The following is a 25843-nucleotide window of genomic DNA, read 5'->3' as shown; positions in this document are numbered from 1 at the left end:
CACAGGCTTATGGCTCTACAAATACGGCTTCTACACTCGTATTTGAACTAAGGGTAATCTGCACTTTAGCGCCTTCCATTTTTTGTCCGTTAACTAACCAATGAGAAAAGACTACGCTATCTTGTGGCTTAGCTTCAAATTGAATAGGTATGGAAGAGAAATATCGACCTTGCCATGAAGGGGCATTTAACTCGATTGAATTCAATTGAATCATGGCCTTGTTCGGCAAATTATTGTCTATGGTGAGTGCATAGTCTTGATTTAGTGCAAAATAGTTTTTTATATGTGTGCGCATATATCCCGGGCGAAGCATGGCAAATTCTTGCATTATTGCAACCTCGCTGTGCCACGGTTGCGTGCTACTACTGCCTGTCCAACGTTGAAATTGCGCCGGAATTTCAGACTCAATATGGGCAGCTAAATTGGCGATATGTTGAGAAACCGCGTTGGGTTCAAATCGACTATTTAAGTCATCTGAAAATTGATTAATAAAACGATGTTTAAAGCTTTCATTGGTCAATAGCGAACGCAGTAGTAATGTGGACCAAGGTGGATTTGGCCAATCAGGACCATATTCGGTAGTGGCAAAACTTAACGAATCAAATGAGTTTTGCTCATGCCAACTGGGGAAGTTATTAAACGAAAAATCTGTGTCATATAAAATCCAATGCCACTTGCCGTTTTTGGGACGCCACATTTTAATATTATTTCCAGGCCAATCGTGGTTGTCGAAATAAATTTGTGCAATTTGATAACGCATAAAATTGTCGATATCAATTTTACTGTCTACATATGCGTAATTGTCGTCATTGTTTAAGTTATTCGAAGCCACAAATGCCATTAAGTTTTTAAAGTCTCTATTGTCGCCATGAACCAGTACGCCGTTGGCTTCAACAATATCGATTTGGTCGGGGTTTAGGTCATGTTTGCTCGCCAAAAAGTGTTCGTTCACTTTTTCCCGTAAGTTGTATAGTCCCCAGAAAGCTCCGTTTAGATAAACAAGGCTGGGTTGAGCGGCTTGAACATCGATACCTGAGCCTACCATTAGCCGAGTTGTCGCAATGTCCTTAAACATGGTTTTTAGCCAATCCTGGCCCGAATTTCGAAGGACTAAACTTTGAAATTTATCGTAGGGTAGATCATCAAAAAACGTACCTTCAATTTCTTTTTCACCATAACGCCCGCGAGCAAAGAGTGAAAATGAACGTTGTTCGTTCGCGCGACTCCAGCCTCCAAATATTTTGGCTCCTAAATCAATTTCAACCAATAAATTGTTATCACGACCGTACATGGAAAAATGCATAGGTTTTTCCCAGTCTTGCCAAAAATTTGAATTGAAAAATGGCAAGATACTATTGGCATTGGGACCTGAAACATACATTCCGTTATGGTGATCCCATAAATTTTTATCTTCAGTGACCAAGGAAATTATAGGTAAAACATGATCTTTATTAGGTAAAAATACGCGTGTCGAAGTGGGTGAAGGGATTGCATTGGGTGCAAATATAGCTGCTCGAACTACCGTGTCGGCGTCGATATTTATTGGCCCGGTATAGAGTGGCGAGGTTTCTGTCGGCACGCTGTGATCCGTCGTATATCGAATTTCTTGCCCAGTCTCAGCGCCACTAATAATTAAACTGAGGTCATCAACAAGTCCGCCTTGATGTGAATAAATTGGTTCATTGATTACGGCCCCTAAAAACGAGGTGCTCGAATTTTCTTGTTCCGGTGTAGCCTCTTTAAAATAAACTGACTCACCCTCGTCATTTATTCCTACTGAGCCATTAAGTGAGTGCCGACCCACTAATAGTGAATGAACTAACTCCCCAGTGTCGTCAATTAAATACAAGGTTTCAGGGTCGGTACTTGATAGTTTAAAATTACTATGCAGTTCATTATCTGTCAGCTTTAATAGCGCAGGTGGCGTTACACCACTTGTAAAAGGCAATTCGCCGTTGTTGATATGACCCGTTAAATACGGACGCATTGACAAATCACTCGACGATTCTCCGTGGTTATGGACTTGAATTGCTAACACATTGTCGCCGATTATCAGTTCATCAATGAATGCGCTTACATCAAATCTTTCAGGGGAACCGCCAGAGTAGATAACAGCTTCATGTGAAGCGGTTGCGGGGGTATTGTAGCTTGGCAACAATCCGCCAATATTATTACGAGCGATTTCTTTGCCGTTTAAGTACGCAACAAATGCGTCGTCATAATCTATGTCTAAAAATAATTGTTCAATTGCTGTGGTGTTATCGAGGTTAAAGGTAAAGCGAGCGAATATCGAGCGCACTCCAGCTTCTACTATAGTTGTGTCGTCATTATCGCCATAACCAAGACCTGATTTTCCCGGTGACCAACCTGCAGTGTCAAAGTTAAGTTCTGGCCAATCACTTGCAACAGCCGATTTTGGCGTGAGGTAGGTAACATCGTGTTCAGTGGTTACAAATGTTCGGTATTGCCCAGAAAATTGGCGATCTTTGTCAGACGCCCAAACCAATAGATAGCTTTTGGGAGAAATAGCCATTGCTGGAAATGACCATTTTGATGGCTCGTCAACATCGTCTGTAAGTGACCAATTAGCGAGTGATACCGTTTCATCTGAGCCATTATATAACTCGATCCAATCAGGGGAATCGCCGTCTGCATCGTCGTATAAAGAGTTTTGGGAAGCGGCTTCGTTGATAACAATTTGAGAAATTTCACCGTCTGTAATGTCTGGTGTGGTATCAACCTGTTTTTTACTTTCGCCATCGCTGCCACCGCTGCAAGCAGACAGGAGCAAGCAAGTTAAGATCACGCTAATTTGAATGTTCATTTTATTATTATTAGTCTGTTATTTCATGCCAATGCGTAAAATTTAGACTAAAGCAATTTTTTCTATTTGTCAGTATAAGTTTTTGCCCTATACGTTATGAAAAATACCTTTAAATGCAGTTATTTGTTAGGAACAACATGGAGAATGGGGCTATCGGATAATTTAAGTTGAACCAATAGCCGTCATTATTTTCGACTAAACGGATTTTTGTGCGACGAGATGGACAGTGCTTACTCGACGCTCTAAAAAAGCGCCCTCGCAATAACACAGGTAATAATCCCAAAGGCGTTTAAACTTCTCGTCGTAACCAAGTTCATTTATATGTGACCAATTGCTTTGGAAACGTTCTCGCCAATGGTTTAGCGTTTTTGCGTAATCGATACCAATATCAGCCAGAGTAATAGGCACCATTTCGGTATATTTTGTAAGGTGCTGGTTCATCACAGTAACAGAAGGCAAACAACCACCAGGGAATATGTATTTTTGAATAAAATCAACATTGTTTGCGTAATATTCAAATCGCTGATCGGCAATGGTAATGGCTTGAAGCAGTAACTTCCCGTCTGGTTTCAATAAAGAATTAAGCTTTTTGAAATACGTTGCAAAATACTCTTTGCCCACAGCTTCAATCATTTCAATTGAAACGACCTTGTCATACGTTCCAGTAAGTAAGCGATAATCTTCTTTCAGTAAAGTGATCTTGCTACTAAGGCCAAGCTCGTTAACTCGGTTATTGGCGTAATCAAATTGCTGCTCAGAAATGGTTGTTGTTGTGACATGAACGCCATAGTGTTGAGCGGCGTATATCGCTAGGCCTCCCCAACCTGTACCGATTTCAAGTAGGGATTCGCCAGGCTTTAGGTCGAGCCTTTGGCAAATGAGTTCAAACTTGTTTATTTGCGCTTGTTCCAAAGATTGGTCTGGGTCGCTGAATATAGCCGACGAATACACCATATTGTCATCTAAAAATTGCTCGTATAAATCGTTACCAAGATCATAATGGGCCATGATATTTTTTTTGGCTTGGAACATTGAGTTTCGATTACTGCGATGCATGAGCCAATCTGCGATTTTCGACAATACAGACTTACTGTTCTCAAGTTTATCCAATATTGCTTGGAATCGAGCAAATACGCGGATTAAGGTGACTAGATTATTGCTTGACCACTTGCCATCTAAATAGGCTTCAGCGGCGCCGATACTACCGCCCTTAACCATGTCAACAAATGTGCTACTGTCGTGGATAATGATCTGGCTTTGCAGTTCGGAGTTTAAATCGCCAAAATACTGTTCGTTAGAGCCTTCTTTTATCGTTAGACCGGCGTCTGTCAGTTTTTCAAACTGCTTAAAAACAAGCTGGCGACAACGCTTCTCAAACCACGAATGTTTTATTTCATTATCCGACTGGATTCTAATGTTTTCCATAGTTTCCTCAAGGTTTTGGGTTTGCGATAAACGGTATACGTTTCGCAAATAATTTAGCCGCTTGCCAATAAATCCCTAATACGATTTTGAATGTCATTAAGGGATGCTTAAACAGCACTTTTAACAGATTTCGGCGGTTTAACACTGTCTTTTTAAGGGTCAATGTTGCGTCGAATACTTTGTCAGTTTTGTGGTTTTCAATATGCACAAGTAACTTGCTTTTTGGAGGGCTCACCCGCCAGTGATAAGTCATGTCTATTGGCATAAATGGTGACACATGGAAGTCCTTTTTATTGGTACTCCCACCAACCACGTCTAAGTTAACTAAATAATAGTGAGTCTGATTCCAAGGTGTATTAGAAACCTCAGCTATCATCACCACGCACTTATTTTGGCTATAGCAAAAATAAAAATTTACTGGGCTGAAATACAAACCAAAACAACGACATTGAGCAACAAGTATTATTTTGTCAATTTCTCGGCTTTCGCCTAATTCCAGCGCTTTGTCTTTAATACGTTTTTTTAAATCAGTTGGATCACTTTTATTTTTCATGTAATCCGATTGCTTAAATCTTAGTGGTGACCACCAGTTTGTGCCAAATAATCGAGACTGTTGCGTTAATTGTGGGATTTCATCAACATCAATGGCAACCATGAACAGGCCATAACTGAATTCATGTTGTTTAGGGCTAAAACGGCGGTGTCTTATTTGTCCAACATATAAGCCGCTGTTGAGCTGTTTGCTCATAGGTAGAGACCAAACCTTGCGGTTACATCAAGTGCACTTTTAACGCCGTCTTCATGAAATCCGTTGTACCAATAAGCACCCGCAAAGTGAATGTTATTGGTTCCACATATTTCTTCTCGGCGTTTTTGTGCTTTAAAACTTTTGTTGTTAAAGATGGGGTGATGGTAAATAAATTTCTTTAATACTTTGTCAGGTTGAATGTTTTGAGATTGATTTAAGGTGACACAAAACGTGTGTGGTGTGTTTTTCAATCCCATTAAAATATTCATATTGTAGGTCACCGCAGCGGGTTGATCTCGATTGTCGTCGAGTTGATAATTCCAGCTGGCCCAAGCGAGTTTGTGTTTGGGTAATAAATTGGTATCAGTATGTAGTATGACTTCATTTTGTGAATATTCGATATCACCTAATATATCTTGTTGCTGCGCCGTTGGATTATCTAATAGGGCAAGTGCTTGATCTGAGTGACAGGCTAAAATGACTTCATCAAATTGTTGTTGGTCACCGTTTGAAAACTCGATGATCGGGCCTGTCTCATCTTGAATAACTTTGGCGATGTCTGAGTTTAAAATGATGTTGTCGGCAAAGGGTTTTATTAAATTAGGAATATAATTTTTTGAGCCACCCGGAATGACATACCACTGGGGCCGATCACTAATATTAAGTAAGCCGTGATTGTAGAAAAACTGAATAAAAAACTGCAACGGGAAGTCCCGCATTTGAGTTAGGCTGGTGGACCAAATCGCTGCGCCCATTGGCAAAATGTAATGTTGAGCAAAAAAATCATTAAACCTCTGATCTTTTAAAAACTGTCCAAGTGTTAGGTTTGGGTCAATTGCCCCTTCCGTATATAAGGATTTGCATGTTTTGTTAAAACGTACAATCGAACGTAGCAAACGCCAAAAGGTCAGGCTAAAAATATTTTTGCGCTGGGCAAATAGGGAATTTAAATTGTGCCCATTATATTCCAAACCTGTAAGGGTATTTAATACACTAAAACTCATCTCAGTTTCTTGTTCGTCTATGCTTATTTGACCAAGTAGTTTTTGAAAGTTTGGGTAAGTACGGTCATTAAATACGATAAACCCAGTGTCAATATCATAGGATTTGCCGTCTAAATTCACTTCAACGGTAGCAGTATGCCCGCCAATGTAGTCATTTTTTTCGAAGACAGTGACATTGTGACGTTTAGATAAAAGGTGAGCACTAACTAAGCCAGATACGCCAGTACCGATTACTGCGATGTTTTTCATTTAAACGTCCTTTACAGTTAACAATGTCTGCCACTTAACAGGCAAAAGGGAAAGAAATTTGAGGGTCAAAATAAGCATAAGTGGAAAGCGTATTCGATTTTTCTTTTTCGAAATTCCTTTAACAATGGCGTCACTGGCTTCCTTGGCGGTCATTAAAAATGGCATGTCAAAAGTGTTTTTATCGGTCAAAGGGGTTTTGACAAAACCGGGTTCGACCAATGTAACGGTATAACCTTTTGGCGCTAGAGATTGTCTCATTGAATTGGCTAAATAATTGATACCCGCCTTTGAAGCGCCGTAGGCTTCTGCTTTGGCGAAGGGAAAATAGGTGACACTCGAGCCGATAAAAACAATGTGACCGCCAGGTTTCAATCTGGGGAGCCAAAGGTTGAGACAATATCCAATGGAAATTAAATTGGTTTTAATGATCCGTTCAAACAATTTGTCATCAAAGTTGATGGTGTCGTCGATGTATTCGCAGTCGCCTGCGTTTAGGACAATTAAATCTAAATCAAAAATTGCCTTTGAGGCCTCTTCGATCTCTGGCTTGTTGGTGACGTCAAACTGCAGCGGGTAGATATTTTTACTCGATTTAGTCAGAGTATTTAGTCTATCTACATTCCGGCCGCAACCATACACTTGATAAGAGTTTGCGAGGTTTTTGGCAATTTCTGCACCTATGCCAGAAGTAGCTCCGGTTACCAGAGCAAATTTAGCCTCACTCATGACGATAACTTATTTTTGAGTTTTTTTATGACGAGGCCAATTAAAGGCACATGTTCATACACCATTTGGCCTAAATCGAGATAGTCTTTGTGGTGAGTGACTCTGTCTTTTTCGCCAACAAGCTTACTGTGACCAGTTACGGTTATTGGCTTGTGGCTGTTAAGACGTCTGTGACGATAGGTCATTGTCCAATATACAGCGGCGTTTTTATCTTGAAAAAACACTTCGTCTATAACGAAAGTGCATTCCGTAACATTGCTATAAAGTTGATCAAAATATTTAAGCAGTTGCGACATACCCGAAAGTTGATGTGCAGGGTCACTAAATTTAATATCTTCGTGGTAGACATCAATTATATGATGGACGTTTTCAACCGAAAGTTGTGAATAAACTTCGATGAATTGGCTTAACCATAGCGGTTTATCTGGCTGCTTAGACATTATTTCATACCATAAAATTCTATTGCGTTTACGCGACTCGATTTTAAGTCGACAATTTCAGGCCAGTAATTATCCGCTTGACCCTGTTGGATAAGATATTCAAAAGGGGCATGGATGTATTTGTCTGGCACATCTCTTAACTCTGGTAGATATGTACGTATGAACTTGCCAGACGGATCAAACTTTTTACTTTGAGACTGCGGATTAAAAACTCGAAAATACGGTTGAGCGTCACAACCAGTGCCGGCAGACCATTGCCAACCACCGTTATTTGCCGCAAAGTCGCCATCGATTAATTGCTGCATAAAATAAGCTTCACCTAATCTCCAATTTACGAGTAAGTTTTTGGTAAGAAAACTCGCTACAATCATTCTTAGACGATTGTGCATCCAACCGGTTTGTTGCAGTTGTCGCATCGCAGCGTCGATTATAGGGAAGCCTGTTTTAGCATCTCGCCATAATTGGAAATAGGTTTCGGTAGGTGGCCACTGAAGCTGATCGTATTTGGCATTAAAACTCCGGCCCTTAATTAAGTCTGGAAAATGGAACAGTAGATGGCGATAAAAATCTCGCCAAATCAACTCATTTAACCAACTAAATTCGGCACTGTCGGGTGAGTACAAAATGTCTGGGTGTTTATACATTAATCGTTTTAAAACGCTACGGGCACTTATCGCACCGATGGCTAAATAAGGCGATAGTCCAGATGTCCCTTTTACACCAGGGATGTCTCTGTCCACCTTGTAATTTGCTAATTTAGTTTGAAAGAACGTGGGTAAAACCGTTTGTTCAACTTCGTTTGCAAGTGGCCATTTGCTTGAGAGCTGATTTTGGTCGGAAGCGTCGTTAACTTGAGTGAGATGATTCTCAAGGGGAAAGTGAGAAAACCCAGTCATTTGAACTTGTTCTAACCAAATGCGCCGGTAAGCTGAAAAAACTCGATACATCTCACCTTGTTTATTTTTGATGGTCCCTTTGGGAACTATCGTATCGGCTTCAGTAAGGTGTAAGTTAATGCCACTTTTGATTATCTTGTTGTCGCGAACTTGCTCATTGAGTTCTAACTCAGAGTTCGCGTATACCGTGGTGATATCGTGTTGTTCACACAATTTCGCAAGGCTAGTGTGTTGTTCATTAAAATCGGTGGTATCGATAACAAGGAGTTCGATACCTAACTGCGCTAACTGTGCTTTTAATAACTGAACGTGGCGATGAATAAAGTTAATTTTAACTTCCGCCATCTGGTGTTTTCGCCACTGTGGTTCGCAATTAAAAAACAGCGCCAATTTAGTATTGGCGCTTAATGCGTTTTGGAGGGCGGGATTATCATCTACACGTAAGTCATTGCGGAACCAAATAATTGAATGATTATTCATCGGTGTTTAGTACCCGTATCGCAGACGTAATTGCAAAGGGTAAGGTGAAAAATAACTTTGCTTCGATAGATAGTCGTTAGGGTATTCTTTTAAATAGTGGCTAAACAAAGTTAATGGCGCAAACAAAGGAACAAGTCCTTTACTGTAACCATCTATGTTTTCTAGCATTTCTTGCTTTTGACTCGCTGTTAAGAACTTTTTGAAGTAACCCAATAGGTGCATCAATGTATTACAGTGTCCTTTACGCGTTGCATTTTTACTTAATGCGGCCATTAAGTCTGCGATGTACTGCTCTGCTAGTTCTTCAAGCGGCAAGGTGCTAGTGCCCAATTTGTTCCCCAACTTTTTATAGGTCGCTATGTGATGAGTCATGAGCAGATATTTATGCTTTGCATGAAATTCGGTTAGGGCGTGTTTAGTTACTTTTGCCGCCTTGAGTTCCTGCCATTGACGATATACAAAGACGCGCATGACAAAGTTTTCACGTAATGCCGCGTCATTAAGGCGACCGTTTTCTTCACACGGTAAATTAGGATTATTGAGCATGATTTGTTTTGCAAACATACCAATACCAGATGAGTCTGAACCTTTACCGTCTGCTGAATAAACTTTTACCCGTTCCATACCGCAACTCGGGCTTTTGGCGCAAAAGATAAAGCCTGAAAGATGGTCGGTTTGTTCGGCAACTTTTTTTCCATACTCAGTTAACGCATCCGTTACATCCATAGTGCCATCTGGTCGACTGACTTTGATCATGTCTTCGTGGCGGATCTGCCTAATGGTTGGGCGAGGTACCGGTAATCCAACGGCGACTTCTGGGCAAAATGCCTGATATTCTACAAACTCAGATAGTGCGTCCATGCAAAATGTAGAACGTTTATGGCTTTTGTCGAACCGAACTTCCTGTCCAGTTAAACATGCGCTTATGCCAATTTTAATTTTGTCTGTCGACATCAATTCTCTCCTAACTGAGCTTAATAGATTAATCTGCCAATGGGATTCAGCAGTCGGCTCACGCCATGACTAAAGTGCAATGAATCACTGACAACTGTGTAACATAAACAGCCTTCGACTGTTTCAGGTTGATGCTTATGCTCGCCATTGAGCCACATAAAATCTCCGACGCCGTAACTTCCCATTTCGTCGGTAAAGCTGCCGTCTAAAATTAACGTTATTTCAAAACCATTATGGGTATGGTGTGGTACTTCACCACCGGCCCCTATGTACAACATGCTGCTGCGTAGATTCCCGTCTGGTATCTCCATTCTGCTGCGACTAAGCTTGCCAAGGTTTAACCAATCACCAAAATTGATGTTTGATAATGCTCTTGGTATTGGTAGTGTTTTATTACCGGCTTCAAAAAATTTCTGAGCAGTAGGTTCCATACGTGCAAGTGAGTCATCCTGAGTAATTGCATTGAGCATATTTTCTAAATCAAGTTCAGGTTCTGTTCCAGATGGCATTTGGGTTTCAAATTCACCATCGGTGACATTGTCTTGAGTCGCTAATTCTACATCTGCGACCTCAGCTGTTTTTGCGTCTACAATCGCTTTACAAGTGGCACACATATCAACGTGCAATGAAACCGCAACAGTAATAGATGCGGGTAATTCCGCTTTGACATAAGACTGTAAAATATCGAGTGAAGGGTGATGATTAATCATTTTGTTCTCCAAACTCTTGTTTTAAACGTGAAAGGGCGAGTCGAAGTCTCGATTTAACTGTGCCAAGCGGAATGTCCAAATGCCGGGCAAGTTGCTCTTGTGAAAACTCTTGAAAAAAGACACCTTGTACAATTTGCTTTTGTTTCTCAGGCAAACTTTCTAATTTTTGAAGGAGTTTTTTATCGAACAAATGATCAGTAAATACATCACTTTCGACCACGACCTCTTCGTGAATAGGCCATAAATCGTCAGAGATATTTTGTTCACATTGAGTTTGCTTTTTCCGTAAGTGGTCAAAGCACAAATTTCTCGCAATAGTATAAACCCAAGTTGTCACTGCACCTTTGTCAGCATGATACAAATGGGCTTTTCGCCAGATTTGAGTCATAGCCTCTTGCATTATTTCCGCCGCTAAGGCGTCATTATGCACTTGGCGACTGGCCATGCGTTGCACCTTGCCACTGAACCAATAAAATAGGTTAGCAAAACTTTGCTTACAACGTTTGTCGGCAACTGCCAGCATCCAGCCTTGTAATTGCGATGTGTCGTCTTTATCCATAATCGCCCTGTTCTGGCCGATTAAAGCTGACTGTTCTTGATGTCGGTTCATTGTGTTCACAATAGTTACTCAACGATTTTCGATTAGTCAGTTGTACGGCGGTTAAAATGATTTGGATCACAATAGCTCATATTTTTATGGTAGGCGAATTTTGTAACCCTAAGACCATGGTTTGTATAAAGTTTTGAGCGACGTCAAAAGTTGATGATTGAATAAACTTGGCACGGTGTTGATAAGAAATTGGTAAAATTTCGAGCCAACGTTGATTCACCCAAACGGGATTGTGCCATTGTGGCGCTGCGTCAAATAACGCATTTTGGTAAAGCGAGCCATATTGTTTATTTTGCGTCATAAGTTGTTGTAATTGCGCCGCGAGGCGTTGACTATATTGATCCTCATCTCGTTCGGGCCAATGCTCCAAAACACTGATTGTTGCGCACCGCAAACCATCATGTTCGAGTTCCATGTTGGTCAGTTCTACTAAGTTGTTTGCTTTAATTACAATGCCAAGTAAGCCATCCGGTAACATCTCAAAGTCAACGATGCTGACATGTACACCCCATGGCGAGCTTTCGTGGACTAAATCTGGTTTATACAGACTGAGAACAAATCCACTTTGCATCGATTCTTTAACCATGCGTATGTAACGTTGTTCAAATATTTTCAACTTAGTAATGCCACCGGGTAAAAGATAAACCGAAAGTGGGAATACGGCGCAGCGTAGAATATTAATGTTGATCTCCAGAATACGTAAAACTAAAACATTCTTTTATTACGTAAACGATAGGTGTTGGGATCAAGTATAGAAGTAAAATTTAAATTTGATTAAAAACAAAATATTTAAGTTTATTTAACAATTGATAATAGTTTTTCGTCTAAACAGTTCCAAGCTGTGGCAATGCCTGATATTTTAGTTACTTGTCTAAATTAAAGGAAGTCATAACATGTTTAGAAAAAGAACAATTGCAATGGTTTTTTGTTCGGTATTAGCAATCCAAGGATGTGGCGAAAAATCGGCGACAGAATATATGCAGGAAGCGCAAACTGCACTTTCTGAGGGTAGTACCGAAACCGCTATGATTCAGCTAAAGAACGTTTTGCGAATTGAACCGCAAAATGCAGAAGCGCGATTTTTATTGGGTAAGCTGTATCTCGAACGTGGTGATTGGGCTTTTGCACAGAAAGAACTCGAACGAGCTCTTGAATTAAGTTATTCCGCAGATGAAGTCGTGCCATTGGTTGCAGAGGCCTACCGTAAAATGGGGGCAGACTCACAACTGTTAAAGCTTGACCTAAAATCTAAAGGCATTAAAAAAAGTGACTTAGTTAAAATTAGATACTATCAAGCAAAAGCTTATATCCAAGGGCAACAAGAAGAAAAAGCCCAAAGTATCATTAATGAAATCAAGCAGATTAAAACGAACTCTGAATATAAATCACTGACTTCTTATTTGGAATATAAGTTAAAAAAACAAGATGATGCTGCGTTAATTCAATTAAAAGCCGTCTTAGACAAATCACCAGAACATCCAGAAGCCCTATTATTAACCGCATTAGAATCGTTAAAACAAGGTGATGCTGAAGCTGGTATCGAGTTCCTCGCTAAATATCGTGACGTTGCTCCGCTTGAATACGAATATCACTTTTTACTTGCGCAACTTTATGTTGATTACAAAAAGTATGAAAAAGCAGAAGAAGTAGTTGATGAATTACTGACTATCAATGCAAATCAGCCTTACCTTAACCAAATAAAAGCACTTGTTCGATTCCATCAAAAAGATTTTGAACAAGCATTACATTTTGCCAACATATCCATTATGTCTTCTCCTGAAGACATACCAACACGACTTGTTGCCGGTGCAGCTGCATTTGAACTTAGAAAGTTTGAAGAGGTTTATCAACACTTAAATCTTATCGCAAGTGCCTTACCGGAAAATCACCAAGCGTTAAGGTTATTAGCTAAGTCACAGTTAGAATTAGGCTATGCACTTGAGGCCAACGATACGGTTAAACGCTTTGTTGAATTGGACGAACGTGATGCAATTTTATTGTCGTCAATTGCTGGAGCTTTGAGTCAATCGGGTGAAAAAAAGAAAGCTAGCCAGCTTATTATGCGTAACGAAGAGAATAAATTGGAAGGGGAAACCTTAACTCAATTTGGTCTGGTGAAATTGTCGCTAAATGATGTGTCGGGGATTCTAGATTTAGAAAATTCACTGCCTAATTTAACGAATGATGAGAATCAAAAAGTCATTGTTCAACAGGTATTATCAAATAGTTATTTACGGTCTGGGAAATTTGAGGAAGCAAGCAAAATTGCACAGGAATGGTTGCAGCAAGACGCCATGAAGTTTGATGGACATATGTTAATGGCGGCGATTGCAGTAAGTAAAAATGAGAAAGAACAAGCTACCGCAAGTTATCTTCAAGCTCAAAAAATAAGACCAACGGAACCGTCACCACAATTGGCTGTCATTAATCTCATGCCTACAACGAGCCAGGATGAGCAGTTTGCTGTGTTGGTTGAAGTTGACAAGATGATTGCTAAATTTCCTAACTTTATCCCTGCTGTTTTAAAACGCTATGTGTTAGCTAAAGTTCTTAAACAGCCAATTAAAATGATTTCGCATTTAGAGAGTTTACGGATTAAAAATAATAATGCGCCTCAAATCATCAATGTGTTGGGCAAAATGTATTTGCTTGAAGGCGAAAATGACAAAGCTATCGCATTATTTGAGTCGATAAAAACGGATACCCCAGCGGATTATTGGCAGTCGCTTGCTAACGCTTATGTGAAAAATGATAACTTTGAAAAGGCCGTGGAAATATATCGTAAGTGGTTTGAAAAGGAACCAAATAATTCAGTTGCGATCTTTGGAATGGCACGAGTTCTTCAAATGCGAGGTGATCACAAAAAAGCACTTGAATTAACAACTCGTTTTAAAAATGAGCTGGGTGGTGAAGACATCAAAATTGACCTTTTTCATATTCAGTTGTTAATAACAAACGAAGATTATGACGAAGCCGCAGCTGCTTATGACTTATTACCTAAAAGCGAGCTTCAAAGACCTTATACCAAAGGGCTATTAGGCCAGCTACAGTTTGTGGACAAAAAGTATAAAGATGCCAAAACGAACTTAGAAATTGCGTACAAAGCACGACCAACCTCCGAAAACGCAACGCTAATGATGAAAGCGATTATGAATACCACCGACAAGTCTGCTGCAATCGATTTTTTAACGGCTCATGTTGAAGCGGTACCTAAGGATCAGATTAATTTAATGATACTGGCAGGTTTACAATTATCTGTTTCGCAATCGAGCGCGATTCCTACCTATAAAAAGGCGGTAGCATTAAACGACAGCAACTTTGTTGCCTTAAATAACCTAGCCTACTTGGTACTGCAGCAAGGTGACTTGAAGCTCGCAGAAGAATACGCAACTAAAGCGTTAGAGATCCAACCTACTAATGCCAGTGTAATGGACACTTTGGCGTCGGTCGCTGTTAAGAAAAAAGAGTTCGATCGAGCGGAGGAGTTACTTGCCAATGCAATGGAAGCGATGAAGAACAACATAGACGAAACTATTTTTGTTAATTACATCGAAATTTTGTTGCTAAATGACAAAAAGACGTTGGCGAATCGTCAAATTAAAAGATACGAATTGAGTTCGAATAAAGAAAAACAAAGGTTGCAAAGTTTAATGACTCAATACAATATTTAACATTCGTTGTTGACTGGGATAGGTTTGTGACAATTTTCAAGACTTTTGACTTTGCTACTAGCAAAACTTTTAAAAGTAGGTTAATTTTCCTCGGCAGGCCCCAAATAATGGTGAATTGGTCGTTTTATAACAAGTTTTTGTTGTTTATTTAGCGATGCTGTGACATTTTCGTTAATTAGGGGATGAAAGTGTTGAATTTTATTTTTTAAGTCCCTAGGATACTGAAAGTCTTAACAATAGGATAAAATAATGAACAAAAGTGAATTGATCGAAAAAATGGCACAAAGTGCAGATATGACTAAAGCTGATGCGGAACGTGCGCTAAATAGCTTTATTTCTACAGTAACTGGTGAACTTGCTGACGGCGGTGATGTATCTCTAGTTGGTTTCGGTACTTTTAAAGTAAATGAGCGTGCAGCTCGTAGCGGTCGTAACCCTCAAACTGGCGAAACTATTCAAATCGCTGCTGCTAAAGTTCCTGCTTTCAAAGCCGGTAAAGCGATCAAAGACGCTGTAAACGCATAATTTAGCGTTTATTGGTAATTGTCGCGGACCGAATCTTGGGCCGCGATAATTTATTTTTAACTTCCTCCACCCTTCTTTCTCATTCGCGATACCTTACAACCCCCTAAATATAGTTAACTAAATCTTATTTACACTTCTATCGAATTCGATGCACTCAAACACGCATACATCGAACTGCAATAACGCATACTTTCTGATGTAATTAGTTACTCGACCAAAAACCAATTTCCACAAATTTGAATTACTACTGAGTCCTATCTCTCCCGCTGTAGGGATAATCCCTATTTATTTAGACAGCGCTGTCATTTATTATTTAGTTACATTATTATCCACCATGAAAATTGGTATCAGTGTTAACTTTAAATAGGAAGATGGTCGTCAAATGAAAGTTTTAGTGATTGTTATAGGTTTATTATTTTCCCACATTGCAAGTGCTGGGATGATTGACCTGGGTGCCGCTGAAGAGTACACCGTTTTTATTAAAGAGACGTATGAGTACTCAACTGGTGATGTTCAGGGACATAGCGCAATTGGCGGCGAAATCACGAATACGAGTGGCCAACAAAATTATTTTGGTCAGATGTTAGATGAACTTAATATCCCAACGCCACCTGCGCTGCTAACAACGGCTGCGCAATTTGGTGATGCATTTGAGCATCTAATTGATTTGTCTACAGCCCTAACAGAGAACTCTGCTACTGGTACGGTAAATAAACCCTGGTCTAGTAAGTTGGAATTAACCGCAGCGGCCGGCACTGGCAACAACGACATTCACTATTTTTCATTTGATGCTGCCGATTTACTTAATGTCACTGAAATAGCGATAAGTGGTATTTTCAGTGGTCAGGTTGTACTTAATATTACTGGCTCTGACGCTGATATTAGCTGGGGCGGACAATACATTAATGGTGTTCATCTTAATTATAGTGATTCGAGTTTAGATGGGCGTTCAGATGTTGATGTTCTATATAACTTTGTTGATGCTACATACATAAAAATGGATGGCACCGTATATGCCTCTATATTAGCGCCACAGGCAAATGTAATTGGTACTGGCTCAGTAACGCAATGGGGGCAGCTAATCGCTAACAGCTGGCGTACAGAGTCTGCTAGTCAATTTAATTACGATCCTTTGTCTCCAGCGGATAGTTCGATTACCGATGTTGCAGAGCCGAGTTCTTTTATATTGCTTGTATTAGTACTAATGGCAATATTCTGGCGTTTTAGCGGTTTCTCAAAAACAACTAAAATTAAAATAGAAGAGTAGGCTAAGTTTGCAAAGGCATTAAGTACGTAGCAGTATTATTATTCTGTTGCGTACTGCGTTCGGTATTAACGATGTTGCAGGATAAGTTGATTGTCTTGCTGGTCAATTTGAAATACAAAATGTTGTAAAAAGTTCATTCCTAATAAACCTGAGCCTCTCGAAAATTCTGGCATGTTTATCACTGCAAACTCTATGTCATTGACGGTAAACCCACCAATACTGAATCTATCGAACCGATATATTGGTGCGTCGACCAGACCACCTGCGGTATTAAATTCCGAGGTTCGGACGTAAGTCGGATATTGCCAATTCACTAAGTTATCAAAATGTTGTTGGGTTAAGACCGACATACTCGCTCCCGTATCGATCATTAATGCGACTGAGCTTTGCGGCCCAAACTGGCCGGTAACTAAATAATGACTGCCCGCCTGTTGTAGGGGAATTGCCTGCTGACCAATTTCCAATTTTTCAATTTGTTCCAGCAGTTCGTTAGCCGAAATTTCGTATTCTTGCTGCTCAATAATGTCATCAAGCAACACTTTGGCTCGTTCATATTGGCCTAGTTTTACTAAGGTTTGAGCAAGACTGAGCTGAAAAGAAAGGTGTTCTGGTTCTTCGTAAATGGCCCGTTCTAGTAGGGTGATTATTTCCTGCCATTGTTGTTCGTTAGATAACAATGTTTGATACTGCTGAATGGTCGCATGTAATAAAACCGTTAGTCGGATTTGTTCTGCGGGATCGAATGTATCGCTCAAAATCAAATAATACAGATCTATTGCTTCGATGAAGTTGCCATTGAGTTCCTGTCGGTAAGCTTCTAATTCTAAGAAATCTGTGGCAAAAGGCTGGTAATGCAATATTGTCTGTAGAAATTGCTTGGCGAGTATTAGTTCATTATTATCTAGCCAGTACTTTATTTTCAATCGCCATTTATGTCTCAATTGAAGTGCTGACTGTTCTTCTAATTTAATCAGGTCGTCATATTTTTCAATGGCGAGTGCAAAATCATGTTCAGAAAATGCTCTAATTGCAGCATCAAGGTCACTGTTATCTTGCTCAGTGAGTTTGGGCTCTATGGCTATATTAGTCGCCGTTGTGTTATTTGGCGTTAAAGGTGATGGTTGTTCGTCGTTTGTATTCGGTGAGTGTAGTGTTTTAAATAGATAGAAATTCACACCAACTGAAATCGATAATAGTACAACTAACAATACACAAATCTGCTTGTACATATTAATCCTATTATCTTATTTGCTTATCACGTTACTGCGACATAATTGCACTGGCTAAAAAACTTTAACTACGCGTTCTACGCCGTAAATCTCGGCGGCAATTTGTGCGGCTCTAGTAGCCTCTTCTGGTTTAACTAAGCCCATTAGAAAGACTTCTTTGTTTTCAGTGATCACTTTGATTTTATGACCTTCTAACTGCTCGTCGGTAAGCAACTCAGATTTTACTTTCGTAGTGATCCACGCATCTTTAGCTTTTGCAGAGAGATCCGCAGGTGTGCCAAGTTTTATTTGGTTATGGACCTTCTTAACACCATCGAGTTCGTTGAGAATCGCAATGGCTTTATCTATTAGAAATTTGTTTGGTGACTGACCCACAGCCAAAACAATGCCATCATATGAAATCACATTGATATTAGTATGTTTTCTTAGGCCTTCATCCTGCGCCATGTTGTACATTGCTTTGACTTCAATCGTGCTGTCGTCAATTTGCTTGCCAACCGTTCTAGGATCGTTCACTGCGCTAACGGCTGTTATCGCACCAGCCACAATGGCGGTTTCAACACAGGCCTGTAAAAATAATGTCGAAAGGATGACAAAAACAATTTTTTTCATAATGTGCAATAACCTAAATTCAATTACATAGAGAAGATAACTTCATCTATCAACTCGCTTAATACATGGATTGTAAACAGTTGTATTTCAAGGGTTCGACTTGGTTTATTGGTTGGAAGGCGGATTTCGATGTCGTTCTCTCCTAACAAACCGGCGATCTCACCACCGTCATCCGATGTAAACGCAACTACTTTAATATCTCGGGTTAATGCAGCTTCGATTGCAGATTTGATCATTGGTTCCCGATTATTTAAAGAAAATATAACCAAGATGTCTTGTTCGTTGCCTATGGCTCTAATTTGGCGCGCGTAAATTTCTAATAAATCGGCGTGTTCGTTATAAGAAATTGCACAATGCTGAACGGTGTCATTTAGTGCGATTGCGGGTAAACAAGGACGTTCAATTTCAAAATAGTTAACCAAAATACCGGCAAAGTGTTGCGCGATCATTTTACTTGCGGAATCGCCGCAGGTTAAGACCTTGTTACCCGACAGCAAGGTTTGTGAAACTAAGGCCGCAGATAACGCTAAGTTATCGGCATTTTGCTCACCGGATGCAATAAAGTTTTGTATATTTGAAGTGTATAACTGCTTGATTTTATTGTCGTTCATGAAAATGCACTTTGGATCCAATTTAGCTGTTGTTGTTCAATTGCGATGACATCAAATCTGACTCGGGTATCTAGTTTACGTGTTGCGAGGTAAAAAAGCGCGGCTTTTTTAATTTTTGCTTGTTTGCTTTTTGTGACTGAACCTGCGGCGCCACCATATTTGTCGGTATTTCGATACCGAACTTCAACCATGACTAAGGTTTCGTTTACAGGGTCAAAACAAATAATGTCGATTTCACCAAATCGACAAGCATAATTTAGAGTGACAATGGTTAATCCATGAGCCTCTAAATAGGCTTTTGCGCGATGCTCTTTTTCATCACCAATCTTTCGCTTATTGGTCCGTTTTAGCCACTGCAATTATTCTTCCTTGTTGATAACGAGACCACTCCAGATCCCGTTTTATACGGTTGTTTTTGGTAATAGCAAGTTGACCTGTTAACCCATCAAACGATTGGTCTGTTAGCGTTTCGAGTTGTTTAAGGGCAAAGATGAGACGTTGCGCGTCAAAGCCAAACGCAAATAGCTTTTTGAGTTGTGTTTGTTGTTCGCCTACTTTGGCATAAAGATTGTGCAATGAGCGCGCTTTGTTTCTAATTAACCAAGGCATTTCGGTAAATGTTAGGTCGTTTAAATCACGTTTTTGCGATTTACTTTCATCTACAAGGTAACTTCTGCTTGAGCCAAAAATAGGCAGTTTTTCGCCAAATACACTGACATTAACATCAAAAAACGGTTTTATTAGCCGTGTTTGTTGAGAATTGGCAATTATGTAAACGGCATCAATATCGGTGCGAGACCTAGAGGCTGTTTCTAAAGCCGTACCAAATAAACGTTTCATTTCTGCAATTCGCTTTTTACTTAAATTTACGTCGAGTAATTCTTCGACGGCTTCACCCAACTTAGATTTGTTTTTAAATGCTATCGACTCTGCTTCGCGCTCAGTGGCTTGCAGCCACAATTGATTAAAGTGCAAAGCCAATCGACGGCCTAAAGAGTTGTCGGCATAGATAAGTGTTGGGTGTTTAATTTTGTTCGCTAAAAAGAACTCTATTGCTTGCTCAATTTCGTCTTCCGGGGCTAGGGCAAAATAATAGGCATTGGTTCTTTGCGGTAACAGCGGCGTAAAGTCAGGTGCATTTAGATGTAAGCTCGGAATGTGCGCAAGCAACTCACTATGCATAATTGTTTCGACATCTTCTTTTACCAAAGGGCCAACAATGAAGTCGACATTAGCAGTTAAGATTTTTTGCTCAATTTCTGCCAATTCATACTTATCCGTATCAATAATCGTCAAAGCGGTATTTGCATTTAAATCCATTGCGGCGATAAATCCATTTCGAATACTTTCAGCTTGGCGCTGTAACTTTCCTGAAAGCGGCAGTAATAAAGCAATATGATTTGGCGTAAATGGTGAAATGGTTAACAACGTTTTGATATCAGTTGGCAAATAGTTAGAAGTGGCATGTTGTGGAAACATACGTTGCCAAATTGCTAATTGTCTGGGAAGTTCGTATGCGTCGGACAAATATTGTTTAATAATTTTAGCAAGGCTTATCCAACCACCAGAGGATTGCCCAAAATCATTTTGAAATTGCGTTAAAGTTTCACCGGATACATGCAGTAAATGACGCCATAGTAGGTCATTCAGTAGGATGTTGTCTTGTTCAGTTAATTGATTTTGGTGCAGGTCTTCAATACGGAAAACGGTTTTAACCACTTGAATGTGTTGTTTTTGATTCGACTCCAACTGTGCTTTTAAGATCCACAATGCGACTTGATGTTTACGGTGTACGTTGCCTTGATTTAAGCGGTTCATGACAACTTCTGCGTCTTGATTTAGCGTTTCGTCATAACGGGCTGCAAACAATAAGCCATTTGCCAATGTAATGTCTAAGGCTACTGAGTTGTATTTTGTGCTGTCGATCCGCTCAATTATTGCAAGTAAATATTCTTCACTTCGTTGCTCTGCAATCGCATATTTTAAGGCTGTAATGTACATTGCACGCATCTGTTCATCATTGCCAGTGGACGCATCGGCCTTTTGTATAAAGTCTTGGCTACTGCGCTTATCCTGAGTGCTAATGTCACTATCTACTGTAGCTTCTTGCAAAGTTTCTCGCTTGGCTTCGGACGTAGGCGAGGAGCCACAGCCGTTTAAAAATAAGACGACTAAAAATACAAAAGTGATGAATTTCATTGCGGTGCTAACTGTCATTTTTATCCCAACCAAGATGAAACAAGCTTTTATCCTATATCGACCAAAATCAAAGGTATTAGAAACTTGTATGAAGGGGTATCATACAAGCCACAAGTCTCATTAACAATGATCATAAAGTACAGAAAATGACAGAAACCGGCACTTTATTTATCGTCGCAACGCCAATCGGTAATCTTAGCGACATTACGCAACGCGCATTAGACACTTTAAATGAAGTGGACTTGATTGCAGCGGAAGATACGCGACACAGTGGCAAGTTGTTATCCCACTTTGGGGTGAAAACAAAAATGTTTCCGCTACATGATCATAATGAAAAGCAAAAGTCGCAGTTGTTAGTGAACAAAATTAAAGAAGGGCAAAACATCGCTTTGATCAGTGATGCCGGAACGCCTCTTATTTCTGACCCTGGTTACAACTTAGTCAATGTTGCCCGTGAACAAGGTGTTGCTGTCGTGCCAATTCCAGGGCCGAGTGCCGTTATCACCGCTTTATCCGCCGCGGGATTGCCGACTGATAAATTTATGTTTTGTGGTTTTTTACCTGTTAAGCAACAAGCGAAGATCACAGAAATCGAAGCTCATAAACAAGCCATTTATACTTCAGTGTTTTATGAAAGCCCGCGTCGTATTCTCGATACACTCGCTACAATTCAAGCAACCTTGGGTGACGAGCGCGAAGTGGTGTTGGCTAAAGAATTAACCAAACACTATGAAGCCTTTAGTAAAGGGTCATGTCAGTCAATCATTGAGTGGCTCAATGAAGACACTGACCGTTTGCAAGGTGAGATGGTGGTGATGATATCGCCAAATAAGGAAGAACAAGGACTGTCGGCAGAAGCAGATGCTCTGCTGCGTCGACTTATGCAGGATCTGCCGCTTAAAAAGGCGGCTGGTATTACGGCGGAATTACATGGCCTTAAAAAGAATGACCTGTATAAACTGGCATTGAGTTGGCAGGACAAAGAATAAACGCGTAATTTCTCGCATTATCCATCCAGATCCCCTATAATCCGCGCCGCGAGATGGCTAGACAATCGCCGCTTTATCGTTGTATCTCAACCTTCGGGTTTTGGTAGACGGATGAAGGGGAGGAAAGTCCGGGCTCCATAGGGCAGAGTGCCAGATAACGTCTGGGGGGCGCGAGCCTACGACCAGTGCAACAGAGAGCAAACCGCCGATGACTGCTTAGGCAGAACAGGTAAGGGTGAAAGGGTGCGGTAAGAGCGCACCGCGCGGCTAGTAATAGTTCGTGGCACGGTAAACTCCACTCGGAGCAATTTCAAATAGGGTTCCACTACTCTTAGAAGTTAATGCGCGGCCCGCGTTGGAACCGGGTAGAAAGCTTGAGCCTTAGAGCAATCTAAGGCCTAGACGAATGATTGTTCACGACAGAACCCGGCTTATCGGCCATCTCGCACCTTTTTAAAATTAAAATTAAAATTAAAATTAAAATTAAAATTAAAATAAATTTAGCCGAAGACAATCATTGTCCACTCCGCGACATTAGAGCACGGCTTATCGGCCATCTCGCACCTCATTCCCCAAAATAAAAGTAAAGATGAAGAACAAATGATTGTTCACTCCGCGACATAAAAGCACGGCTTATCGGCCATCTCGCACCTCATTCCCCAAAATAAAAGTAAAGATGAAGAACAAATGATTGTCCACTCCGCCGACATAAAAGCACGGCTAATCGGCCATCTCGCACCTCATTCCCCAAAATAAAAGTAAAGATGAGGAACAAATGATTGTTCACTCCGCGACATAAAAGCACGGCTTATCGGCCATCTCGCCCCTTTTTTTTAGCACAAATGATTGTTCACTCCGCGACATAAGAGCACGGCTTATCGGCCATCTCGCACCTCATTCTTTTTGATAAGAAATCAGAAATCAGAAATTTATTTCAAAGAACAAATGATTGTTTACTCGCGACATAAGAGCACGGCTAAATAGCGCAATTGGCAAATAAAAAAACCGAGATGGTTTTACCCATTCTCGGTTTTATTCAATTTAGCTGGTTTGCAATTAACAAATATTAATTACACTGATCAAACTAAGCTATGCTTATTTAGCAATACTCATTTCATCAACTAAGTGTTTCGCGTCGTCGACGTATTCCATTACCCATAACATATAGCGCGAATCAACGTGAATCGTGCGAGTTGTTCTCGGATCAAAATCCCAGTCAGAGTTTACACTTTCAAATGTGCCATCAAACAACAAGCCAATTAACTCACCTTTTGAGTTCAAGGTTGCAGAACCTGAGTTACCGCCAGTTGAGTCTAAATCAGTTAAGAAGTTTACTGGCACTGTGCCTAGACTTTTTAGAGCGTAATCACCGTATTGTTTGTCGTTGATAAGCTCTAGTTGCTTCTTAGGTGAATTAAATGGTTCTTCTCCAGTATCTTTTTCAACAATACCTTCTAAGCGCGTGAACGGTTCGTAAATCAAACCATCTTTAGGTGAACCACCTAATACTTTGCCATAGGTAACACGTAGCGTTGAATTTGCATCAGGGTACGCTAGTTTGCCCATAGAAGCTTGCCAATCAATGATGGCCTTCATATATTGAGGACGCAAGTTTGCGCGTTTTCCGGCGTGTTCTTTTTCTTCGTTTTCAACTTTCAAACCATGCGCATAAGTTGCGATAGCCAACTTGATGAATGGGTCATTACTTGCTTCAAGCTCCTTTTGAGTTGCGTTCATTAGGGCTATGCGTTTTTCAACATCGCTCAACACTGTTTTTTTGTAGAAAGAAGCCAGTTTTTTCGCAATTCTTTGTTTGTCATTTTTATTGAATTTAGACCCTTTTAAACCAATAACTTTGTCGAACTCCGCAACGCGTTGTGATGGGTCTTGTTTGGCGTATTTTTCAATAAACATTAACCAAAGAGCCTGTTCTACTGTCGCATCAAATCGACGGTCTATACGTTGTAAACCTTGCTTGAACTGATCCATGTCACGTTCTTGGTAGCCTTGTTCACGTTCAGCATCAGGTTTTTGTTTTTCAATAGCGAGTCGATATAAACGTTTAGCTGTGCCTAACAATTGTGAACGGCTGGCATTACCATATAAAAATTGTGCTTTGCCATGGTCACTAATTTCAGTTTCTAATTTGTCCAATTCGACGATGGCTTTTTTGTATTGTTGACGCTCCGGCACGTTGCCAATCCAAGCTAACAACTCTGCTTCTCGTTCTGCTCGGCGCTCGACTAAACCAACACGTTTTGCGCCTTTGATTTGGCCCTTTGTGTTTTTCATGAAATTGTTAAGACCTGACAATAGCGACTCGTATTTAACACGCGCATCACTGCCTTCTGGTGCTGTTTTTTCAATCATAGCAATCCAGTCTTCAATTAGAGTGATCCATGTCGGGTAAGACCAACTAAATACGTGTTCAACTCTAACTAAACGCTGATAACGTTGAGTCGAACCTGGGTAGCCCGCTGCCATGGCAAAATCACCTTCTTCTAATCCTGCGGCAGAGACTTTCAGGGTATGAGCTGGCTGGTATGGCACGTTGTCTTTAGAGAAATCGGCTGGTTTACCATCTTTACCCACATAAGCGCGATAAAAGGCGAAATCGCCGGTATGACGCGGCCACATCCAATTGTCAATATCACCGCCATATTTGCCAATCGCATCTGCCGGAGAATAGGCAATACGGACATCTTTAATCTCAAGTTGCTTAATTAGTTTATATTCTAAACCCTGGTGGAAAGATGGAACCGAACAACGATGACCTTCGTCTTTTTCACATTCAGCGATAATCGCTTTTTTGTTCTTAGTGATCGCCTCATAGCGGTCACGACCGGTTAACTTAGGGTTGAGTGAACCAACCACATCAGCGGTAACATCTTTAAAATCAACGGTAACGTAGATACGAGAACCCGGAGCTGCGGGTAATTCTTCTGCATACGACTTAGCAACAAAGCCATTCTCTAGGAAGTTGTTTTCAGCGGTACTATTAAATTGCACTGAGCCACGAGCACAATGATGATTAGTGACGACTAAGCCTTTAGGGGACACAAATGAGGCAGAACAGCCGCCTAAAGAAACAATTGCGCCCATAGGAAACTCAGTTAATGAAGATAATGATTCAGGTGGTAATTCTAAGCCTGTGGCGACTAAATCATTTTTTATTAGTGGTAATTGTTCAGGGGTAAACATCCCTTCTTTTGCGAAACTTGAAGCTGAAACTGAAAGCCCCAATACTGCGAGTTTACAAAGCAATAGCCTAGTTGCCTTGCTTGATTTCCATTTTGCCATTGTTGTTATATTCCTATGGTTATTTAACGCTGGCACTATGTCATAGTTGAACAGAAATCTGAACGCTATTGCTTGATTTGATTCAGGAAAGTTGTAACTAAGAGTTTCCAGGCCAAATTGGGGAGCCGGTTTTCTGTTTGGAAATTATGATTCGATTAAAACGAATAATGAGATTCCTCTGCATGCTACCCGTCATCTCAAAATCGCGAAGCGATATTTGAGATCTCCTTCAAAGCACTGAGGACGTTTTTTGTTCTGAAATTTTGAGTTATTGCACTTAAAGTTCAGACTGCATATTACTTCGTCTAAATCCCCCTTAGTTGAGATTTATATCTCGAAGTGAACGGCAGGGACGCCGTTGCAAGGGATGTGTT

The 25843-nt window shown here is 40.4% G+C and carries 21 protein-coding genes and 1 other RNA gene; 5 read left to right on the top strand and 17 right to left on the bottom strand.

The genetic code is table 11. The features are described from left to right. Positions 1-7 precede the first annotated feature (7 nt). From KO525_RS12815 to KO525_RS12765, 11 genes are all read right to left on the bottom strand, one after another. Entirely contained in the window at positions 8-2824 is a 2817-nt protein-coding gene (locus tag KO525_RS12815) for a CotH kinase family protein (protein ID WP_215964222.1), read from the bottom strand. A gap of 195 nt (positions 2825-3019) precedes the next feature. Then, positions 3020-4249, bottom strand: a complete 1230-nt coding sequence (locus KO525_RS12810) for a cyclopropane-fatty-acyl-phospholipid synthase family protein (RefSeq protein WP_215964221.1) — start codon at positions 4247-4249, stop codon at positions 3020-3022. 7 nt (positions 4250-4256) lie between these two features. Then, entirely contained in the window at positions 4257-4997 is a 741-nt protein-coding gene (locus tag KO525_RS12805; protein WP_215964220.1) for a DUF1365 domain-containing protein, read from the bottom strand. Continuing rightward, entirely contained in the window at positions 4994-6250 is a 1257-nt protein-coding gene (locus KO525_RS12800) for an NAD(P)/FAD-dependent oxidoreductase (RefSeq protein ID WP_215964219.1), read from the bottom strand. Before KO525_RS12800 ends, KO525_RS12805 begins: the two co-directional genes overlap by 4 nt. Then, a complete protein-coding gene (locus KO525_RS12795; RefSeq protein ID WP_215964218.1) occupies positions 6251-6976 on the bottom strand; it encodes an SDR family NAD(P)-dependent oxidoreductase in 726 nt (241 codons plus the stop codon). After that, positions 6973-7416, bottom strand: coding sequence for a nuclear transport factor 2 family protein (locus KO525_RS12790; protein WP_215964217.1), 444 nt, complete (start codon positions 7414-7416; stop codon positions 6973-6975). The genes KO525_RS12795 and KO525_RS12790 overlap by 4 nt, the downstream gene beginning before the upstream one ends. Beyond that, the gene (locus KO525_RS12785; protein WP_215964216.1) at positions 7416-8792 is read right to left on the bottom strand and encodes a deoxyribodipyrimidine photo-lyase; all 1377 of its coding nucleotides are present in this window, start codon (positions 8790-8792) and stop codon (positions 7416-7418) included. The genes KO525_RS12790 and KO525_RS12785 overlap by 1 nt, the downstream gene beginning before the upstream one ends. Before the next feature lie 6 nt (positions 8793-8798). Further along, complete coding sequence (locus tag KO525_RS12780) at positions 8799-9746, bottom strand: DUF523 and DUF1722 domain-containing protein (RefSeq protein ID WP_215964215.1); 948 nt, start codon at positions 9744-9746, stop codon at positions 8799-8801. 20 nt (positions 9747-9766) lie between these two features. Continuing rightward, positions 9767-10456, bottom strand: coding sequence for a ChrR family anti-sigma-E factor (locus KO525_RS12775; protein WP_215964214.1), 690 nt, complete (start codon positions 10454-10456; stop codon positions 9767-9769). Beyond that, positions 10449-11066: a sigma-70 family RNA polymerase sigma factor gene (locus KO525_RS12770; protein WP_215964213.1), complete on the bottom strand. Its 618-nt coding sequence runs from the start codon at positions 11064-11066 to the stop codon at positions 10449-10451. The genes KO525_RS12775 and KO525_RS12770 overlap by 8 nt, the downstream gene beginning before the upstream one ends. A 76-nt stretch (positions 11067-11142) precedes the next feature. Further along, positions 11143-11742 (bottom strand): LON peptidase substrate-binding domain-containing protein, encoded by a 600-nt coding sequence (locus KO525_RS12765; protein ID WP_272182572.1) that lies wholly within the window; start codon positions 11740-11742, stop codon positions 11143-11145. A 217-nt stretch (positions 11743-11959) separates the two neighbouring features. Between KO525_RS12765 and prsT the strand changes: the two genes are divergently transcribed. The 3 genes from prsT to KO525_RS12750 all read left to right on the top strand — a co-directional run bounded on the left by prsT (position 11960) and on the right by KO525_RS12750 (position 16529). Beyond that, positions 11960-14737 (top strand): XrtA/PEP-CTERM system TPR-repeat protein PrsT, encoded by a 2778-nt coding sequence (prsT, locus tag KO525_RS12760; RefSeq protein WP_215964212.1) that lies wholly within the window; start codon positions 11960-11962, stop codon positions 14735-14737. 249 nt (positions 14738-14986) lie between these two features. Then, positions 14987-15262: an HU family DNA-binding protein gene (locus KO525_RS12755; RefSeq protein ID WP_215964211.1), complete on the top strand. Its 276-nt coding sequence runs from the start codon at positions 14987-14989 to the stop codon at positions 15260-15262. A gap of 382 nt (positions 15263-15644) precedes the next feature. Continuing rightward, positions 15645-16529 (top strand): choice-of-anchor A family protein, encoded by an 885-nt coding sequence (locus tag KO525_RS12750; RefSeq protein ID WP_215964210.1) that lies wholly within the window; start codon positions 15645-15647, stop codon positions 16527-16529. Positions 16530-16594: 65 nt separating this feature from the next. On the opposite strand, the gene KO525_RS12745 is transcribed toward KO525_RS12750, so the two are convergent. From KO525_RS12745 to KO525_RS12725, 5 genes are read right to left on the bottom strand one after another with little or no spacing between them, the layout of a single operon-like run. Then, positions 16595-17758, bottom strand: a complete 1164-nt coding sequence (locus KO525_RS12745; RefSeq protein ID WP_215964209.1) for a retroviral-like aspartic protease family protein — start codon at positions 17756-17758, stop codon at positions 16595-16597. Positions 17759-17812: 54 nt separating this feature from the next. Next, positions 17813-18370, bottom strand: coding sequence for a division/outer membrane stress-associated lipid-binding lipoprotein (gene dolP / locus KO525_RS12740; protein ID WP_215964208.1), 558 nt, complete (start codon positions 18368-18370; stop codon positions 17813-17815). 23 nt (positions 18371-18393) lie between these two features. Further along, positions 18394-18981, bottom strand: coding sequence for an SIS domain-containing protein (locus tag KO525_RS12735; RefSeq protein WP_215964207.1), 588 nt, complete (start codon positions 18979-18981; stop codon positions 18394-18396). Next, positions 18978-19340 carry a YraN family protein gene (locus KO525_RS12730; RefSeq protein ID WP_215964206.1) on the bottom strand — a complete coding sequence of 121 codons (363 nt, stop codon included), beginning with the start codon at positions 19338-19340 and terminating at the stop codon, positions 18978-18980. Before KO525_RS12730 ends, KO525_RS12735 begins: the two co-directional genes overlap by 4 nt. Continuing rightward, positions 19315-21198: a penicillin-binding protein activator gene (locus KO525_RS12725; RefSeq protein WP_215964205.1), complete on the bottom strand. Its 1884-nt coding sequence runs from the start codon at positions 21196-21198 to the stop codon at positions 19315-19317. The genes KO525_RS12730 and KO525_RS12725 overlap by 26 nt, the downstream gene beginning before the upstream one ends. Before the next feature lie 128 nt (positions 21199-21326). Between KO525_RS12725 and rsmI the strand changes: the two genes are divergently transcribed. Continuing rightward, positions 21327-22169 carry a 16S rRNA (cytidine(1402)-2'-O)-methyltransferase gene (gene rsmI, locus KO525_RS12720; RefSeq protein WP_215964204.1) on the top strand — a complete coding sequence of 281 codons (843 nt, stop codon included), beginning with the start codon at positions 21327-21329 and terminating at the stop codon, positions 22167-22169. 49 nt (positions 22170-22218) lie between these two features. Then, positions 22219-22619: RNase P RNA component class A (rnpB, locus tag KO525_RS12715), an RNA gene on the top strand. Positions 22620-23264: 645 nt separating this feature from the next. On the opposite strand, the gene KO525_RS12710 is transcribed toward rnpB, so the two are convergent. Continuing rightward, positions 23265-25469, bottom strand: a complete 2205-nt coding sequence (locus tag KO525_RS12710) for a S46 family peptidase (protein WP_215964203.1) — start codon at positions 25467-25469, stop codon at positions 23265-23267. Positions 25470-25843 lie beyond the last annotated feature (374 nt).

The sequence above is a fragment of the Psychrosphaera sp. B3R10 genome (assembly GCF_018861025.1).
Taxonomy (GTDB): Bacteria; Pseudomonadota; Gammaproteobacteria; order Enterobacterales; family Alteromonadaceae; genus Psychrosphaera; species Psychrosphaera algicola.
Note: the sequence above shows the minus strand (reverse complement) of the source record. Positions and strands in the feature narration are given on the sequence as shown.